Annotated in this window: 13 protein-coding genes; 5 read left to right on the forward strand and 8 right to left on the reverse strand. The window is 63.4% G+C overall.

Going from position 1 to position 17,923, the window contains the following annotated elements; translation table 11 throughout:
- Positions 1-47: 47 nt before the first annotated feature.
- Both DBR47_RS03015 and DBR47_RS03020 read left to right on the forward strand, forming a co-directional pair.
- On the forward strand, positions 48-983 hold the full coding sequence (locus DBR47_RS03015; RefSeq protein WP_124446695.1) for a histone deacetylase family protein: 936 nt from the start codon (positions 48-50) through the stop codon (positions 981-983).
- 81 nt (positions 984-1,064) lie between these two features.
- Positions 1,065-2,366 carry a mechanosensitive ion channel family protein gene (locus DBR47_RS03020; protein ID WP_124446697.1) on the forward strand — a complete coding sequence of 434 codons (1,302 nt, stop codon included), beginning with the start codon at positions 1,065-1,067 and terminating at the stop codon, positions 2,364-2,366.
- Between the two features lie 26 nt (positions 2,367-2,392).
- Here the strand turns inward: DBR47_RS03020 and DBR47_RS03025 are convergent, their stop codons facing one another.
- The 7 genes from DBR47_RS03025 to DBR47_RS03055 form a co-directional block, all read right to left on the reverse strand.
- Positions 2,393-5,599, reverse strand: coding sequence for a response regulator (locus DBR47_RS03025; RefSeq protein ID WP_124446699.1), 3,207 nt, complete (start codon positions 5,597-5,599; stop codon positions 2,393-2,395).
- 104 nt (positions 5,600-5,703) lie between these two features.
- Entirely contained in the window at positions 5,704-6,993 is a 1,290-nt protein-coding gene (locus DBR47_RS03030) for a sensor histidine kinase (protein WP_124446701.1), read from the reverse strand.
- 22 nt (positions 6,994-7,015) lie between these two features.
- A complete protein-coding gene (locus tag DBR47_RS03035) occupies positions 7,016-7,582 on the reverse strand; it encodes a carboxymuconolactone decarboxylase family protein (protein WP_124446703.1) in 567 nt (188 codons plus the stop codon).
- A gap of 52 nt (positions 7,583-7,634) precedes the next feature.
- Complete coding sequence (locus DBR47_RS03040) at positions 7,635-8,429, reverse strand: HAMP domain-containing sensor histidine kinase (protein WP_124446705.1); 795 nt, start codon at positions 8,427-8,429, stop codon at positions 7,635-7,637.
- Between the two features lie 41 nt (positions 8,430-8,470).
- Complete coding sequence (locus DBR47_RS03045) at positions 8,471-9,310, reverse strand: response regulator (protein WP_197046827.1); 840 nt, start codon at positions 9,308-9,310, stop codon at positions 8,471-8,473.
- Positions 9,311-9,533: 223 nt separating this feature from the next.
- A complete protein-coding gene (locus DBR47_RS03050) occupies positions 9,534-10,736 on the reverse strand; it encodes an ISL3 family transposase (protein WP_124447011.1) in 1,203 nt (400 codons plus the stop codon).
- A 188-nt stretch (positions 10,737-10,924) separates the two neighbouring features.
- Complete coding sequence (locus DBR47_RS03055; RefSeq protein WP_124446709.1) at positions 10,925-12,472, reverse strand: fumarate hydratase; 1,548 nt, start codon at positions 12,470-12,472, stop codon at positions 10,925-10,927.
- 432 nt (positions 12,473-12,904) lie between these two features.
- Between DBR47_RS03055 and DBR47_RS03060 the strand changes: the two genes are divergently transcribed.
- Together DBR47_RS03060 and DBR47_RS25330 are read left to right on the forward strand one after the other, a co-directional pair.
- A complete protein-coding gene (locus DBR47_RS03060; protein ID WP_124446711.1) occupies positions 12,905-13,432 on the forward strand; it encodes a cache domain-containing protein in 528 nt (175 codons plus the stop codon).
- Between the two features lie 69 nt (positions 13,433-13,501).
- Positions 13,502-15,043 carry a methyl-accepting chemotaxis protein gene (locus tag DBR47_RS25330; protein WP_197046828.1) on the forward strand — a complete coding sequence of 514 codons (1,542 nt, stop codon included), beginning with the start codon at positions 13,502-13,504 and terminating at the stop codon, positions 15,041-15,043.
- Positions 15,044-15,120: 77 nt separating this feature from the next.
- On the opposite strand, the gene DBR47_RS03070 is transcribed toward DBR47_RS25330, so the two are convergent.
- Positions 15,121-15,753 carry a TIGR00645 family protein gene (locus DBR47_RS03070; RefSeq protein ID WP_124446713.1) on the reverse strand — a complete coding sequence of 211 codons (633 nt, stop codon included), beginning with the start codon at positions 15,751-15,753 and terminating at the stop codon, positions 15,121-15,123.
- A 208-nt stretch (positions 15,754-15,961) separates the two neighbouring features.
- Between DBR47_RS03070 and acs the strand changes: the two genes are divergently transcribed.
- On the forward strand, positions 15,962-17,923 hold the full coding sequence (gene acs, locus DBR47_RS03075) for an acetate--CoA ligase (RefSeq protein ID WP_124446715.1): 1,962 nt from the start codon (positions 15,962-15,964) through the stop codon (positions 17,921-17,923).

The raw sequence follows: 17,923 nt of genomic DNA on the forward strand, positions 1-17,923 counted from the left end.
AGCAAAACTCAGACGCCTAATCATTCAAATGAGACTTGTCTTCGCCCATGTCTACTGCCTATCTGAGCCATCCCGACTGTCACCGGCACGATATGGGCGCCGGCCACCCCGAATGCCCGCAGCGTCTGGATGCGATCGAAGACTGGCTGATCGCCAGCGGCATCGGTGAAACCCTGGTGCATCTGGAGGCGCCGGTCGTCGATCTGGCCGATGTGGAGCGGGCCCATACCCACGGCTATGTGTCCGAGGTGGCCGATGTGTTGCAGACCTGTGCCAGCACCGGCAACTGCCATTCCATGGACCCCGACACGGTGGCCAACCCGCACACCTGGGCGGCGACTGTGCGTGCAGCTGGCGCGGCGGTGGAGGCGACCCGTCTGGTGCTGGACGGCAAGCATGAGAACGCTTTTTGCGCCGTGCGCCCACCGGGCCACCATGCCACACGCGACCAAAGCATGGGCTTTTGCTTCTTCAACAATGTGGCGGTGGCGGCGCGCTATGCCCTGGATGTGCGCGGCCTCAAACGGGTGGCCATCGTGGACTTCGATGTGCACCATGGCAACGGCACCGAAGACATCATCGCGGGCGACGATAGGGTGTTGATGGTGAGCATCTTCCAGCACCCGCTCTACCCCTATAACGGCGCCGTGCCCAAGGGCGAGAACATGGTCAATGTGCCGGTGCCGGCCTATACCAAGGGCGCGGAGATCCGCGAGATGGTGGAGGCCATGTGGATGCCGGCGCTGGAGCGCTTCAAGCCCGAGATGGTGTTCATCTCCGCCGGCTTTGACGCCCACCGCGAGGACGATCTGGGCCAGCTCGGCCTGGTCGAGGCCGACTACGAATGGATGACGCTGCGCATCATGGATGTGGCCAATCGCTATGCCAAGGGCCGCATCGTTTCCTGCCTGGAGGGGGGCTACCACCTGGGGGCCTTGGCACGCAGCGTGGGCGTGCATCTGCGCGCCTTGTCGGGCAGCTGAGGGATCAGTTTGCGGCGTGTTCTTGCACATTGGCGACAATAGCCGACTCCCACTCGCGCAATTCGCCTGACTCTGGAACGCATGAATACAGAAACCACGTCCTTCGATTTCCATGAACTCATGGCCTTGTTTGAGGCCTTGGCTACGCCCACCGCCCTGATGGGTTTTGCCGTGCTGCTGGGCTGCCTGGCCCTGTCCTGGCTGGTGGTCAGCGCCGCCTTCCGCAAGGTCCAGCATCGCGCCACCTCGGTTCTGTTTGGCACCCATGTGGTGGACGGCGTGCTGTTCCCGGTGCTGGCCCTGGGCCTGGCCTATATCGCCAAGCGGGCGCTGCCGGCTTTTGGCGTGTCGCCGGCGGTGTTCAAGCTGGCGATCCCCGTTTTGCTGTCCCTGGTGATGATCCGCCTGACGGTGCGGGTGCTCAGCGCGGCCCTGCCGGCTTCCAAATGGGTCAAGCTGATGGAGCGCACCGTGTCCTGGCTGGCCTGGGGCGGTTCCATCCTCTGGGTGACCGGCATCCTGCCTTTGATCCTCGATGAGTTCGACGCCATCACCTGGAAGATGGGAGGCAAGGAGGTTTCGCTGGGCGCGCTGATCCAGGGCGCTTTCAATGCGGTGATCGTGCTGATCGTGGCCTTGTGGATCTCCTCGGCCATCGAAGCGCGTTTGCTGCGCGGCGGCACCATGGATTTGTCCCTGCGCAAGATCGCGGCCAATGCGACCCGGGCGCTGTTCCTGTTCGCCGGCCTGCTGATCGCCTTGTCGGCCGCCGGCATCGACCTGACGGCGCTGGGCGTGCTGGGCGGCGCCTTGGGCGTGGGTATTGGTTTTGGCTTGCAGAAGCTGGCCTCCAACTATGTGTCGGGCTTTGTGATCCTGGCCGAGCGCTCGCTGCGCATCGGCGATATGGTCAAGGTCGACAATTTCGAAGGCCGCATCAGCGATATCAACACCCGCTACACGGTGATCCGGGCCCTGAGCGGCCGCGAGGCCATCCTGCCCAATGAGATGTTGATCACCCAGCGGGTGGAAAACATGTCCCTGGCCGACCCCCAGGTGTCCCTCAACACCGTGGTGCAGGTGGACTACGGCACCGATCTGGACCGCTTGATGCCGCTCTTGGCCCAGGCCACGGCCGCCGTGCCCCGGGTCTTGGCAACGCCGGCGCCCTCGGTGCTGCTGAGCAATTTCGCGGCCGATGGCCTGGAGTTGACCGTCTACTTCTGGATCGCCGACCCCGAGAACGGCCAGGGCGGCCCGCGCTCGGATGTAAATCTGGCGATTCTGCGGGTGCTCAATGAGCAGGGGGTTGGCATCCCCTTCCCGCAACGCGTGCTGCACCAGCCCGCCGTGCTGCCGCCAGCCGGCCCAGTCGGCGCGTAGCAAGGGAGCGGCCGACCCGGCCTCTCTCAGGCCTCGGTGCCGATGGGGAAATGCCGGCTCAGCAGCTCGGCCGCAGCCTCGTAATCAAAGGCGTCGATGGCCCGGCTGATCTGCAGATAGGCGGCCGGGTTGGCCGAGTGGAAGAGGTCGGAGTTGGCCGTCAGCAGGCTCTCGGCCTCGGTGTCGTTTTGCTCCAGCAGATCGGCCAGTTGGCTGACCAGCTTGACCAGTTTTTGCGTATCCACCTGCACCGATTTGCCGCGCTGGCTCTCGGGCAGATTGCGTTTGAGCGCCATGATGAGTTCGTGCAAAGGCCCGGTCAAGGCCGCCACCAGCGGGCGCAAGACCGGCTCCTGGCGGCCTTCACGCAGCGCCAGTTCCAGCTCGGCGGCCCGTTCCTGCACCTCGGTAGCGCCCAAGCTACCGGCTACGCCCTTGCAGCTATGAGCCAGTCGCTCGGCGGTGGCCCGGTCATCGCGAGCCAGGGCGCTGTTGAGCTGCTCACCCAGACCGGCCTGGTTGCGCGCAAACAAGCGCAGCATTTTCAGATACATGGCGCGATTGCCGCCGATGCGGCCCAGGCCTAGCTTCATGTTCAGGCCCGGGATGGCGGCTGGCAGCTCGACATTGGGCTCGACGGCCTTGGCCGCGCTCTTGCGTGCCGCTTTTGGCAGCGCGGCGCCGCTGGGCTCGGCCGCCTGCGCCGAGTCCTCGGCGCCGCCGTCTCCTGCCTCGGGCGAAGCCTCGCCGCCCTCGGCGGGCTCACCAATGCCGGCGTGAGGCCGAATCCAGCGCAGCAGCACGGCCCACAATTCCTCGGGTTCGATGGGCTTGTTGACCGTGGCGCACATGCCGGCTGCCAAGCTGGCCTCGATGTCGGCGCGCATCACATTGGCGCTCATGGAGATGATGGGCAGGCCGTTCAGAGCCGGCAGCTTGCGAATCTCGCGCGTGGCCTCCAGCCCGTCCATCACCGGCATCTGCACATCCATCAGCACGGCGTCGTAGTGCTTGCGCTGCACCATCTCCAGAGCCTGCAGGCCGTTGTCGGCCATCTCTACCTTGAAGCCGGCACCTTGCAGCAATTCCTTGCCCACATACTGGTTGAACTCGTTGTCGTCCACCAGCAGGATCAGCGCGCCGGCAATGCTGGCCACGGTGTGGGCGACCTTGACGCCGTGGGTGAACTCCTGCGCACCGGCCTGGTCCCGCATCAGCGCCTGTTGCAGCGCGTCCTGCAGGGCACCGGCGTACACCGGTTTGAACAGCACCGCGTCTACGCCTTGCTGGGGCAAGTCTTCACGGCCGAACTCCGAGGCCAGGATTTTGTAGGGCCGTGGTGTCAGCTCCAGGGCCAGCAGTTCGGCCTGCGCAGCGTTCAGCGCCTCGGCCGACTGGCCGCTGTCGGCTGGGGCGTGCCAGTCCAGCAGCAGCAATTCAAACCCAGATTCCTGGCGCAAAAGCTGCAGCCCAGCGCTGGGGTCGCCGCATTCGCTGACCGCCAGCCCCAGCTGGCTCAGTGCCTGAGCCAGCACCTTGCGGGCCTGCGGGTGATCGTCGATCAGCAAGGCCTTCTTGCCGCTGAAGCGCTCGCGCAGGCCCTGGGTCTGGGCCATTTTGGCGCGCGCTTCTTCCGAGAGCTGAGCCTCGCCGCACAGGCCCAGGCGGGCGGTGAACCAAAAGCTGCTGCCCTGGCCTAACACGCTGTCGACGCCGGCCTGGCCGCCCATCAGCTCGGCCAGACGTTTGGAGATGGACAGGCCCAGGCCGGTGCCGCCGTATTTGCGTGAGGTGGAGGCGTCGGCCTGATGAAAGCTCTGGAACAGCTTGGCCATATGGGCCTCGGACAGGCCGATGCCGGTGTCATGCACCGAGAACTTGAGGCAGACGCGCTCGGTGTCGCTCGCTGCTTCGTTCAGCGGACCGCTGGGCAGGCATTCGATCTGCAGGCAGACCTGGCCTTGCTCGGTGAACTTGAGGGCATTGCTGGCGAAGTTGATGATGATTTGCACCAGGCGCAGCGGGTCGCCGATCAAATGCCTGGGCACGCCGGGATCGATCTCGAAGAGCAGCTCCAAGCCCTTGGCAATGGCCTTGTCCGCGATCAGATTGGCGACGTTGGAGAGCAGGCTGTCCAGCTCAAAAGGCACGGCCTCGATGTCCAGCTTCTCGGCCTCGATCTTGGAGAAGTCCAGGATGTCGTTGATGATGCCCAGCAGATGTTTGCCCGAGAGGCAGACCCGCTCGATGTACTCGCGCTGGCGCGGCAGCAATTCGGTCTGCAAAGCCATTTGCGAGAGACCGATGATGGTGTTCATCGGCGTGCGAATCTCGTGGCTCATATTGGCCAGAAAGGCCGATTTCAGCTGGTTGGCGCTCTCGGCCATGTCCTTGGCCTGGCGGATGGCAGCGGCGGCCGATTTCTCGTCCGTCACGTCCTCGATATAACCGTTCCAGATTTGGCGCAGGTCCAGCTGCCAGCCGCCGAAGCTGGTGGAAATATGCAGCCAGCGCATCTCGCCCCGCACCTTGGCGCGCACGTCCACGCTGTACTGCCCGGCCTTGGCGCCCTTGCGTATGTGCTCGTGGGCACCGCGGATCTCGCTCCAGAGCAAGCTGCTGTCTTCCGCCAGCAAGGGCTTGAAAACGGTCACCGATGGGTCGCGCAGCAAGGCCTCGGCCGGGATGCCGGTGATCTCCATCATCTTCTCGCTGACGAAGCTGAAGCGGATGCGACCTTCGTCATCGCTCTCGTACTGAAAGATTACCAAGGGCAAGGTATTGGACAGGCCGACGATCTGGTCTTGCACCTTCTCCGAGCGCTGCTTGGCGGCCTCCAAAGCTAACTCGGCATTGCGGCGGGCGGTGGCTTCGCGGAAGGCCAGGGAGACAAAGGGCGAGTCGGCCTCCTCGCCCGGCAGCAAGGCCATGGTGACGTCCAGGGCAAAGGTGCTGCCATCGCCATCCTGCACCCAGTACTCGTGCACGGTCTGCCGGCGCTGCAGGGCGGCGCTGGCGACTTCGCTGCTGCCGGCCAGCACCTGCTGGATGGTGTCGCGGCATTGGGGCAGGAGGAAGTCGATGGGCAGGCCGCGCAACTCGCCGGCGGCATAACCGAACATTTGGGTGACGCGGGCATTGCTGGCCACGATAGAACCGGCCGCGTTGATGATGATCAGACCGTCGGGCAGCAAGTCCATCCAGCCGCAGTCTGCGGGGGCGAAGGTACTCACGGCCAAGGGCTCCTTGTTGCGCTAGCGCGGCCCAGGGCCCCACACCAGGCCTGGCGGTCCGATGTAGCGACTCCTGCGACTTGGCTTGCGAAGCTCATGGCGCCTTAGACCGTGTTGAACTCAAGACTGACCCGCGTGCCTTGCGCATCGGTGTGCAGTGACAGCTGGGCACCCAGGGCTTCTTGCGCCACATTCTTGGCAATGTAGCCGCCGATGCCGATATGCCCAAGGCTTTGCTTGCTGCTGTAGAAGGGCTCAAACAGGCGCAGCGCCTGTTGCGCGTCCATGCCTGGGCCTTGGTCCTGCACATGGATGAAGCACTGCTTGCCCTGCTGCTCCAGCGCGATATGGACCTTGGGCGGCGCTGCACTGCTGCGCGCATGGGCCAGCACATTGTCCAGCAGCTCGCTGATGACCGTGTGCAAGCCACTTGGGTCCAGCTCCAGGCACAGGTCTTGGGGGCCGCTCAGGCGGATCTCCAGGCTGTCGCCAAAACTCTCGGCGATATAGCCCAGCTCCTCCAGCACCGGGGTGCTTTGTCTGGGGCTGGACAGGGCCGCGGCCGAAATTTGTTTGAGCCGTTTGACGATGCGGGCGGACTTGTGGGCCTGCTGCTCGATTAGCTGCACCGTCTCTTGCAGATCGGGGGCCAGCTCGGCCAGTTCGGCGGGGTTGCTGAGCAAGTCGCTGAGCGCGCCGCAGGCCGAGATCTGCACACCCAGCGGGGTGTTGAGCTCGTGCGCCACGCCATTGACCAGGCGGCTCAAGATGGTGGCCTGGCGCTGCTGCATCAGCTCGCGCTCGGCGCTGAGCAGATCGGCACGCAGGGTTTGCTCGGTCAAGATGGCCAGGATGCGGGTGCACATGGCGCCGGCCACCAAATGGATGAATTTGCGGTCCAGGGCGTCGAAAGCCTGGTCCAGGCCCAGCACATTGAGCAGGCCTATGGTGTTGCTGCCTTGCTGGATGGGCAGGACGCTGAGCGCCTGAGCCTGGGGCAGGGCCAGCTCGGGCGGCAGCTTGTCTTGCTCGGCGGCCAGCTCCTTGGGGCCCAGATGGCGGGGAATGCGGCGCTGCCACTGTTCGGCATCGAAGGGGCTCAAGGCCTCCAGTCGCAGCTCTTGCACTTTTGTTTGATTGCCCTGGGCGGTGATCAAGGCGCAGTGCTGGCCGTAGACGCAGAGCAAGCGCCAGTTGTTGACGCTGGCGCAGTGCTTCCAGCGCGTGGCCACCACCTTGACCACATCCTCGATGCTGCGGCGGCGCTGGACCTCGTCAATCAGCTGTACCAGCCCATCAAAGCGGATGCTGCGGTGGGCGTCCATCACCCGCTCGCTGGGGGGCGCGCCAGGGGTGTCGGTCTTGACCGGGGTGTAGCAGTCCTTGCTTTGCATGGGCGGCAATCGGCGCTTTCGATCAGGCCTCGACCAAGGCCTTGTACTGCGGGTCCAGGGGCAGGCGCAGGCCGCTGGTGTAGCAGTTGAACATCATGGCCAGGTCGATGACGCTGAGCAACTCCTTGATCTCGCTGTCGGAAAAACCAGCGTCCGCCAGGGCCTGGAACTCGGCGTCACTGACCGCATTGGCGTCGCGGGCCATCTTGTCGGCAAACTGCAGGGCGACGCGGTGCGAAGGCGGCAGAGGCACGGCGCTGTTCGGGTCCAGAATGGTGACGAGGTCGTGGTAGCTCAGGGTGGGATCCAGCTGCAGGGCCGAATGGGCATGGCAGGCGCTGCAGTACTCGGCGCCATTGATGCGGGAGACCACGAACACCGCCATTTCCTTGAGCACATGGGGCAGTTCGCCCTCCAGCAGGCAGCCGCGGGTCTTCTCCCAATAGGCTTTGATCAAGGTGGGGTTGTGGCCCAGGCTGGTCATCCAGATCGGCGGTTCGGCCGCACCGCTCAGGCGCAGGAACTCGTCGTAAACCTCGCGGGTGCCAGGGCTGGCTTGCTCGTAGCTGGTCAGGGTATAGCGTTCCATTGAGAATCACTCCGGGTTGAGGAATCGTGAGATGGGGTGGCTCGCTGAGGAGTCACGTCGCTTGAAAAACCTTGGTTGGTAGCTCGAAGCTGAATTGCGCGCCTTGGCTGGAAGGCAAGACCTGCATGCGGCCGCCCAACTTCTTGCTGACCAAGTCCTGGACGATGCCCATGCCCAGGCCTTGATGACCTTGGCCCAGGCGGGTGCTGAAGCCGTTGTTGAACAAGGACTGGCGGGCCTGCTCGCTCAGGCCCACGCCGTCGTCGGCATAGCGCAGATAAAGATTGGCGTTAGGCAGCAGACTGGCCTCGATGCGAATCTGGCCGCCCTTGCGTCCCTGGAAGCCGTGGGCCACCGAATTGCTGATGAGGTTGCCTATCAACATATGCCAATCGCTGGCCTCGCCCATCAGGCGCAGATTGGGGGCGATGTCCAGGCTGATCTGCAGGTCCACACCGCCGTGGCGAGCGCGTTGCAGGGCGACGACTTGGGCCACCGTCTCGGCCAGATTCAGTGCGCTGTTCTCGCCTTCCTGGCCGGGCGCGGGGGACATCAGCATCTGAATCGCCAGCTGCACGCTGGCCTGGATCATCTCGTTGGACTCCTGCAACTCGGTCAACAGGCCGAGCGCCTTGTGCGGCGGCGGCTGCTGCTGGGCCCCGAGCTGCTGGCTCAATTCCTCGAGCTGCTGTTTTTGCACCGAGTTGGCCATCAAGATCACGCCTAGCGGCGTGTTGAGCTCGTGGACAAAGCGTCGCAGCTTTAGCTGGGCGGCGGCGACGCCATCCGCCGCTGCGGGGGGCGAGTTCTGAGCCTGCGGGCAAGTCGATGGGGCGGGTGTTGGCATGTCGTCTGGTCAGGGCGGTCTTGCGGCCGGTGGTCCGTCGGTCAGAGCGAGCAGCGCGTCAGGGCTGCCCCTGCACTATCGGCAAGAAGGTTGAGCACATAAAGCTCGGCTTCGCTCAGCGCCGTTTTCTCTTGCAGGCTCAGCAGGCAAGGCGCTTGTGCGTGGGGCAGGGCCAGCAGCTGATAGCCCTCGGCGGCCAACGCAATCCCCGGTGCGGCTTGGGCTTCGGCAAACCGGGCGATGACGCTCTCGGGGGGCGGGCCTGCCTCGCCTTGCTGCGCGGCCGCTGGGCCTTGGGGCGAGCCCCACCACAGAGTGCCGCTCTTGAACAACTCCAGCTGCATGAAGTGCCGCAGCAGGCATTCCGCCAGGGCGGCCTTGTCTGGGGCGGCAAACATTTCCCGATTCAAATGGCCCATGGCCTCCAGCCCAGCGCGGTTGTGGCCGATGGCGTAGATCTGCTTGAAGTTGCGCACGCTGGACATCACGGCGGTGAAGAGCTTGGCCGCCGTGAGCTCGGTCTTTTCCTTGTAGTCGTTGATGTCGTACTCGACCATCACGCTGCGCTCGGGGGCCTGGCCGGGCTGGCCGGTGCGCAAAATAATCCGCACCAGGGAGTTCTTGGCCACCTCGCGGATGTGCTTGACCAGATCCAGGCCCGCGCGCTCGCTCTCCATCACCACGTCGAGCAGGATGACGGCGATATCGGGATGGCGTTCCAGCTGTTCCTTGGCATCGGCCGAGGACATGGCGCTGATCAGCTGGCTGGAGCGGCCTTCGACCGAGAAATTGCGCAGGGCAAGCTTTGTGACCTGGTGAATGGCCGGTTCATCGTCCACCACCAGAATCTTCCAAACTGCTTCGGTCGCTGCATCTGCCACGCTTGCTTCCTCCGGCTGACTGATCCATTAGCTCTAGGGCAAAGTCTGCCATAGCAAGAAGGGATTAGGGGCGAGACTTTGCAGGCATCGCGCTAAAGCAGGTCGCAGTTGGCGGCTTTGCCCAGGAATGGGGCAGGGCGGGCATGGCTTGCCGAAATCTGTGCGGATGGCGCAACAGTCTGGGCCTGCCGGCCCGTGTTGAGGGCGCAAGAAAAAAGGTTCTTCACGGATTCCCGGGGAAGGCTGAACGGATCTTGAGGAAGAAGTATTCGGTGTCCCGGTAGCCATAGGCCATGCGCTTGATGACCTTGATGCGGTTGTTGATACCTTCGAGTTGGCCGGTATGCATGGGCCAGCGCACGCGTGAGACGATGCCGCGCCAATAGGGTTGCAGCGTTCTGGCGAAGCGCTGCAGCGCCGGGATAGCACTCTGCTCGGCATGTGCCAGCCACTGCTTCCAACGACGGCGCCACTCCCAGGCCGTGGGCGCAGTCCACAGGGCCCTGAGCTGCTCCTTCATCAGGTAGCTCGTCATCAACGGCGCATTGACAGCCAACACTTCATCAAGACGGACTTGCTCGGTGTCGCTGAGCGATTTGCGGTTGCGTAGCAGCAGCCAGTGCGCCTGCTTGACCACGCGCCTGGCGGGTTTGTCTTGACGCAGTTGATTGGCCGCGTCCACGCGCACGCGGCTGATGACCTCGCGGCCGTACTTGGCAACGACATGGAAGAGGTCATAGACCACGCGAGCCTTGGCGCAATGCCTGCGCACCTCAAGGTCGAACGCGCTATTCATGTCCATGGCAACCGCTTCGATGCGTGTGCAGCCTGCCTTACCCAGCTCCTCGAAGAACGGGCGCACGGACTTGCGGCTGCGCCCCTCGGCCACCCACAGCACGCGACGCGTGTCGGCATCCAGGATGACACTGGCGTAGCGATGGCCCTTGAAGAGCGCGAACTCGTCCATCACCAGACGCCTGGGCTGCGCTGGGGGCAAGGCATCCACCTGGGCCTGCATGCGTTGGCGGTCCAACTCCCGCACGGTGCTCCAGTGCAGCCCGAAGAGTTCAGCCACATGCGCGATGGGCAGGCGTGCGCAGCAGGCCGAAGCCGCCTGCGCAAGGCGCTGAGTGAGTCGGGCATATCGTGCAAGCCAAGGCACATGCTGGACGCGCTGGCCGCAGTCGGGGCAGGCGACTCGGCACAGGTGCACTTCCAGTGTCACGGGATAGCCCAGCATCGGCAGATCGCGCACGCGGCGACACAGTCGCTCGTGGACTTGATCGCATGCTCGACAGCAGTGCCCGCATTGCATGGCCTGCGCGGTCTGAGCTTCAAGCTGAATCCGCACCTCTTGGGCTTGCAGCTTCAACTCAACAACGCGGAATCCCTCCCAGAACGGGAGCCAGCTTGTATCCTTGTGCATAGAGCGGTGCTCTCGAAGATTGATGATTGGTCGCACAACCATCTTCTCCGAGCGTCACCGCTCTACCTACTTGCGGTCCCGCAATTCCGCGAAGAACCAGAAAAAAGGCCTGACGCATCCTGTCGATGCATCAGGCCCCTGGCCCAAGCCCGTTTTATCGGGGCTTGGAAAGTTGGCTGAATTTGAATTTAAGCGCTGGCGATGGGAATGCTCAGCGACTTGCCCGAGGCAATGCGCTCCTTCCACTCGGCCGGGCCGGTGATGTGAGCGCTGGTGCCACCGGCGTCCACCGCCACGGTGACGGGCATGTCTACCACATCGAACTCGTAAATCGCTTCCATGCCCAGATCGGCAAAACCGACCACGGGCGCGGCCTTGATGGCCTTGGAGACCAGATAGGCGGCTCCGCCCACGGCCATCAGATAGGCCGAGCCATTGTCCTTGATGGCTTCGATGGCGACGGGGCCGCGCTCGGCCTTGCCCACCATGGCGATCAGGCCGGTCTTCTCCAGCATCATGCGGGTGAAGCCGTCCATACGGGTGGCGGTGGTCGGGCCGGCCGGGCCCACGACTTCCTCACGCACCGGATCGACCGGGCCCACGTAATAGATGACGCGGTTGCTGAAGTCCACCGGCAGTTTCTCGCCCTTGGCCAACATATCGGCGATGCGCTTGTGCGCGGCGTCACGGCCGGTCAGCATCTTGCCGTTCAGCAGCAAGGTGTCGCCCGGTTTCCAGCTGGCGACCTCGGCCTTGGTCAGGGTGTTGAGGTCGACTCGGCGGCTCTTGTTGTAGTCCGGCGCCCACTTCACATCGGGCCACAGATCCAGGCTGGGCGGGGTCATGAAGGCCGGGCCCGAGCCGTCCAGCACGAAGTGACCGTGGCGGGTGGCGGCGCAGTTAGGAATCATGGCCACGGGCTTGGAGGCGGCGTGGGTGGGGTAGGTCTTGATCTTGATGTCCAGCACCGTGGTCAGGCCGCCCAGACCTTGGGCGCCAATACCCAGGGCATTGACCTTCTCGTACAGCTCGATACGCAGCTCTTCGAGCTTGTTTTGCGGGCCGCGTTCCAGCAGCTCGTACATATCGATGTCTTCCATCAGGGCTTCTTTGGCCATCAGCATGGCTTTTTCGGCCGTGCCGCCAACGCCCAGACCCAGCATGCCCGGCGGGCACCAGCCCGCGCCCATCAGAGGCACGGTCTTGAGCACCCAGTCCACCAGGTTGTCACTGGGGTTCATCATCACGAACTTGCTCTTGTTTTCGGAGCCGCCGCCCTTGGCCGCCACCATCACGTCGATGGTGTTGCCGGGCACGATGCTGACGCTGATGACCGCCGGAGTGTTGTCCTTGGTGTTCTTGCGCTCAAAGATGGGGTCATTCAAGACCGAGGCGCGCAGCTTGTTGTCGGCATTGTTGTAAGCCTGGCGCACGCCTTCGTTGACGGCGTCTTCCAGCGAGCCAGGGAAGCCTTCCAGGCGCACATTCATGCCAATCTTCAGGAAGACATTGACGATGCCGGTGTCCTGGCAGATGGGGCGGCGGCCCTCGGCGCACATTTTGGAGTTAGTCAGGATCTGTGCGATCGCGTCCTTGGCGGCGGCGCTTTGCTCGCGCTCATAGGCGCGGGCCAGATGCTGGATGTAGTCGGCCGGGTGGTAGTAGCTGATGTACTGCAGGGCGGCAGCCACGCTTTCAACGAGGTCGGCGTAGCGGATGGGGGTGGAAGTGCTCATGATGGGCTGGCTTTGGCTGGAGGCCGTTGCTGGAGGAAAAGATGGCGACGGCCGCGCGCAGCCGCAAAAGCAGCAGCGCGCACGGCCAGGCTCAAACTCTGGGACGCTGCCTCGCAGTTTACTGAATCGTGCGGGCGCCTTGGCGTTGGCGGCGAGTTGGCGCCACTAGCCCGGGCAGGATTTGGTGCGACTTTTTGCGCTCGGTGGGCCGATGAGTCCGCCCTAGGTTTCGGCGCCGATGCCAGCAAACACCGCTTTGATCAAGGATTATGTGATTTTTCGCAAACTCTTGGCGATTCCCTGAGATTGCGCAGATGTCATGTCAAGTTGGCGTTAGGGTTGTCGATAGACTCGGGGTGCATCGGCCGAGTTTCCGAGAGCCCGGGGTCGGCAGAGGTGAATCAAACCCATCACAGCAAGGACATGGCCATCATGAAGTCTGCTTACGTTTCGAGTTCTGTTTCCCTCAACAAACGGCAAGAAAAGGCGCTCGCCTCTTCCGCTGCGGCCTTGGCCTTGGCGCTGGCCGTCGGTGCCCTGGGGCTGCTGCCGTCCAGCAGCCATGCCGCCGATGGCGGCGCCACCCCTGAGCAGGCAACTAGCATGGTCAAAAAGGGCGTGGCCTTTATCAAGGCCAATGGCAAGGACAAGGGCTATGCCGAGATTTCCAATAAGGCCGGCCAGTTCATCTACCAGGACTTGTATCTGGTGGTTTACGGCCTGGACGGCACGGTGCGTGCCCACGGGGCCAATGCCAAGATGGTGGGCAAGAACTTGATCGAACTCAAGGACGTGGACGGCAAGGCCTTCGTCAAGGAACGGGTGGAGATGGCGCAAAGCAAGGCCAACTTCTGGCAGGACTACAAGTTCACCAATCCCGAGACCAAGAAGATCGAGCCCAAGAGCATGTATTGCGAGAAGCTGGACGACAGCGTGGTTTGCGGCGGCATCTACAAGTAAGCCTCTGGACACCGAGTGGCCGCTGTGCCTTATCTTTGTGTTCGATCACTGCAATAGCTGGGCCGGTTTATGAAACTTGCGACAAAGCTTTTGGCCGCCCCTTTGCTGACCGCGGTGCTGGTGTTCTCTGTTGGGGAGATCCAGTCCCTGGTCATAGGGCGGGCTGCGGCGGAGAACCGCCAGAGCTTTCTGGCCCAGCAGCAGACGGTTCACACCCTGGAGGCGGCGCGGGAAAAAATGGCCACTTTGCACGCCGGGGTGTACCGCAATCTGGCGCTCGCTGCCTCCCTGGATGAGGCGCAGTTTGTGCAGCACCGCAAGGATCTGGCTCAGCAGGTGGGGCAGGTCAAAAGCAGCTTGCTCGGCTTGGCCCAACGCCAGGACTTGGATGAGGACTTGCGCAAGGCAGCAGCCAAGCTTGGCGAGGTGTTGGACAAATACCTGAAAAACGCCGACTCGGCGCTGGACATGGCCTCGGTGGATGCCAACACCGGAGTGGCCGCCATGCAAAACGGGGACAGCTCGTTTGCCGATCTGTCCAAACAGATGAGCGCCTTGCTTGCTCAGGAGGAGGCCGATGCGGCGCGCAACACCGCCCAGGCCGATAGCAGTACCCAGCGCATCGTCTGGGGCTTGTCGGCCCTGGGGCTGCTCTGCGCTGCGCTGGCGGTGATGGGGTCATGGCTGATGCAGCGCTCGATGGTGGCGGAGTTGAAGCGGGCGGTCAGCCTGGCCGGTGAGGTGGCGCGCGGCAATCTGTCCATACGCGCCGACAGCGAGCGTGCCGATGAATTGGGTGAGCTGATCCGCGCACTGGGCGCGATGACCGTGCAGTTGGAGAGTTCGCTGCGCTCGGTCTTGGATTCGTCCGACTCCATCCGCAGCGCCAGCGGCGAGATCGCGCTGGGCAATCAAGACCTGAGTCTGCGCACCGAGCAGACCGCTTCCAATCTGCAAAGAGCCTCCTCCTCGATCGAGCAACTGGTGGCGGCCTTGAAAGCGTCGGCCGACTCGGCGGGCGAGGCCAATCGCATGGCTGTCTCGGCCGGCGAGGTGGCGGCGCGCGGCGGCCAGGTGGTGTCCCAGGTGGTTCACACCATGGAGGACATCAATAGCAGCTCGCGCCAGATCGGCGACATCATCGGCGTGATCGACAGCATCGCCTTCCAGACCAATATCCTGGCGCTGAACGCGGCGGTGGAAGCGGCCCGCGCGGGCGAGCAAGGGCGCGGCTTTGCGGTGGTGGCGTCCGAGGTGAGGGCGCTGGCCCAGCGCAGTGCGCAGGCGGCACGCGAGATCAAGACCCTGATCAATGCCTCGGTGGAGAAGGTGGAGGGCGGCAGTCGCTTGGTGGCTGACGCCGGCCGCACCATGAGCGAGATCGTGGGCAGTGTGGAGCGGGTCACCGGCATCATTGGCGAGATTTCTGCCGCTCTGGATTCACAGTCCTCCGGCATCGGCGAGGTCAATACCTCGGTGCTGGAAGTGGACCAGATGACGCAGCAGAACGCGGCCCTGGTGGAGCAGTCCGCCGCCGCCGCGGAGAGCCTCAAGGAGCAGGTGGGCAAACTGGCCGACGTGGCCCATACCTTCCGCTTGTCGGGCCCCTGAACCCTGGCAGACCAAGATCGTAGGCAAGAAAAAAGCGGGCCCGAGCCCGCTTTTTTGTTTGTGCCTGTGTCGAGTCCTCAGTGGGCTTCATCCTTGCCGTGGCTGCCGCTCAAGAGCCGGTCGGTGTAGGCAATCGCGATTGCCGAGGCCAGGAAGGCGACGTGAATCAGGGTCTGCCACATCAAGGTCTTCTCCGCATAGTTGTCGGCGTTGATAAAGGTCTTGAGCAGGTGGATGGAGGAGATGCCGATGATGGCCGTGGCCAGTTTGACCTTGAGCACCGAGGCGTTCACATGGCTGAGCCATTCGGGCTGGTCTGGGTGATCCTCCAGACCCATGCGCGAAACAAAGGTCTCGTAGCCGCCCACGATCACCATGATGAGCAGATTGGAGATCATCACCACATCGATCAGGCCCAGCACGACCAGCATCAGAATGGTCTCGTTGAGCTTGGCGATGGGCTCGTAGCCGATCACATTGCCGCTGATGTCCTTGATGGCCGTGGCCTTGTAGCCAATGCTCTTGACCAGCATCGTCAGCGCTTCCTGATTGCCGAAGGCGGCCTCGATCAGATGCACCAGCTCGGTCCAGAACTGAAAGACATAGACCGCCTGGGCCAGGATCAGGCCCAGATAAAGCGGCAGCTGCAACCAGCGGCTGGCGAAGATCAGATTGGGCAGGGGGCGAAGGCGGCGAGGGGCTTGGGACATAGGCGCTGTCTTTCTTTTATGGATGAGTGTGCGGTGCTCGATTTTAGAAGCCACATATTGCAGTCTCTTGGCCCGGGGCGAGCGGCCATGAATTTAGAGTAAGCGCTTCGTCAGAGACTGGATGCACAGTTGCAGCAAAGCGTGGCCGAGGGTGACCGAACCTCGCCCGCGCCGTATCCAGATTAACCCGTGTTGAGGAGACAAACTCATGAGTCATTCAGACCAATATCTGCCCAGCGCCGAGTGGCAGGCCCAGGCCCATGTCAAGGGCATGGCCGGCTACCAAGCCCTGGTGGATGAGGCCGAGCGCGATTACGAAGGCTATTGGGGCCGTCTGGCCCGTGAGTTCGTCAGCTGGAAGAAGCCCTTTACCCAGGTGCTCAACAGCAGCCAGGCGCCCTTTTTCAAGTGGTTTGAGGACGGCCTGCTGAACGTCTCCTACAACTGCCTGGATCGCAATATCGAGGCTGGCAAGGGTGACAAGGTCGCCATCATTTTTGAAGCCGACGACGGCTCGGTCACCAAGGTCACTTACAAGGATCTGCTTTCGCAGGTGTCCCGTCTGGCCAATGCTCTGAAGGCGCGCGGCGTCAAAAAGGGCGACCGCGTGGTCATTTATATGTCCATGTCCGTCGAAGGCGTGGCCGCCATGCAGGCTTGCGCCCGCATCGGTGCCATCCACTCGGTGGTGTTCGGCGGCTTCTCGGCCCAGAGCCTGCGTGACCGGGTGCAAGATGCCGGCGCCGTCGCCATCATCACCGCCGACGAGCAATTGCGCGGCGGCAAGGCCTTGCCCTTGAAGGCCATCGTCGACGAAGCCCTGGACGGCGGCAGCTGCCCCAGCTTGAAGGATGTCATCGTCTTCAAGCGCACCGGCGGCAAGATCAACTGGGTGGAAGGACGCGATCTGTGGCTGCACGATGTGGTGGGCGGCCAGTCGGACGTCTGCGAACCCGAGTGGGTCGAAGCGGAGCATCCGCTCTTCCTGCTCTACACCTCGGGTTCCACCGGCAAGCCCAAGGGCGTGCAGCACAGCACCGGCGGCTATCTGCTGCATGCCGCGCTGACGACCAAGTGGACCTTCGACCTGAAGGACAACGATGTGTTCTGGTGCACGGCCGATATCGGCTGGGTCACCGGCCACAGCTATATCACCTATGGCCCCCTGGCTCTGGGCGGCACCGAGATCGTGTTTGAGGGCGTGCCCACCTACCCGGACGCCGGCCGTTTCTGGCAGATGATCGAGAAGCACAAGGTCACGGTCTTTTACACCGCGCCCACCGCCATCCGCTCCCTGATCAAGGCGGCTGAAGGCAATGAAGCCGTGCACCCGGCCCGTTATGACCTGAGCAGCCTGCGCCTCTTGGGCTCGGTGGGTGAGCCCATCAACCCGGCCGCTTGGGAGTGGTATCACAAGCATATCGGCGGCGGCCGTTGCCCCATCGTCGACACCTTCTGGCAGACCGAAACCGGCGGCCACATGATCACCCCGCTGCCGGGCGCCACGCCCCTGGTGCCAGGCTCCTGCACCTTGCCCTTCCCGGGCATCACCACCGCCATCGTGGACGAAACCGGCACCGATGTGCCCAATGGCCAAGGCGGCATTCTGGTCGTCAAAAAGCCCTGGCCCTCGATGATCCGCACCATCTGGAACGACCCCGAGCGTTTCAAGAGCAGCTACTACCCAGCCGAGCTCAAAGGCTATTACCTGGCGGGCGACGGCGCCATTCGGGACGCCGAGACCGGCTACTTCACCATCACCGGCCGTATCGACGATGTGCTGAACGTCTCCGGTCACCGCATGGGCACGATGGAAATCGAATCCGCTCTGGTCAGCTTTACCGAGCTGGTGGCCGAAGCGGCGGTGGTGGGTCGTCCTGATGACACCACGGGCGAGGCCATCTGCGCCTTCGTCGTGCTCAAGCGCGGCCGCCCCAGCGGCGACGAGGCCAAGGCCATCGCCAAGCAGCTGCGCGACCATGTGGCCAAGGAAATCGGCCCCATCGCCAAGCCCAAGGACATCCGCTTTGGCGACAACCTGCCCAAGACCCGCTCCGGCAAGATCATGCGCCGCCTGCTGCGCTCGGTTGCCAAGGGCGAGTCCGTCACCCAGGACACGAGTACGCTGGAGAACCCGGCCATCCTTGAGCAACTCGGTCAGGCCTACTGA

Origin of the sequence: Paucibacter sp. KBW04, from assembly GCF_003852425.1 — a bacterium.
Classification (GTDB): Bacteria; Pseudomonadota; Gammaproteobacteria; order Burkholderiales; family Burkholderiaceae_C; genus Paucibacter_A.

Bases quoted from the DNA above. Each gene is read 5' to 3' on its own strand.
- DBR47_RS03035 (WP_124446703.1), bottom strand. From the start codon at position 7,582: ATGGAACGCTATACCCTGACCAGCTACGAGCAAGCCAGCCCTGGCACC.
- DBR47_RS03055 (WP_124446709.1), bottom strand. From the start codon at position 12,472: ATGAGCACTTCCACCCCCATCCGCTACGCCGACCTCGTTGAAAGCGTG.
- DBR47_RS03060 (WP_124446711.1), top strand. From the start codon at position 12,905: ATGAAGTCTGCTTACGTTTCGAGTTCTGTTTCCCTCAACAAACGGCAA.
- DBR47_RS03040 (WP_124446705.1), bottom strand. From the start codon at position 8,429: ATGCCAACACCCGCCCCATCGACTTGCCCGCAGGCTCAGAACTCGCCC.
- DBR47_RS03015 (WP_124446695.1), top strand. From the start codon at position 48: ATGTCTACTGCCTATCTGAGCCATCCCGACTGTCACCGGCACGATATG.
- DBR47_RS25330 (WP_197046828.1), top strand. From the start codon at position 13,502: ATGAAACTTGCGACAAAGCTTTTGGCCGCCCCTTTGCTGACCGCGGTG.
- acs (WP_124446715.1), top strand. From the start codon at position 15,962: ATGAGTCATTCAGACCAATATCTGCCCAGCGCCGAGTGGCAGGCCCAG.
- DBR47_RS03020 (WP_124446697.1), top strand. From the start codon at position 1,065: ATGAATACAGAAACCACGTCCTTCGATTTCCATGAACTCATGGCCTTG.
- DBR47_RS03030 (WP_124446701.1), bottom strand. From the start codon at position 6,993: ATGCAAAGCAAGGACTGCTACACCCCGGTCAAGACCGACACCCCTGGC.
- DBR47_RS03070 (WP_124446713.1), bottom strand. From the start codon at position 15,753: ATGTCCCAAGCCCCTCGCCGCCTTCGCCCCCTGCCCAATCTGATCTTC.
- DBR47_RS03050 (WP_124447011.1), bottom strand. From the start codon at position 10,736: ATGCACAAGGATACAAGCTGGCTCCCGTTCTGGGAGGGATTCCGCGTT.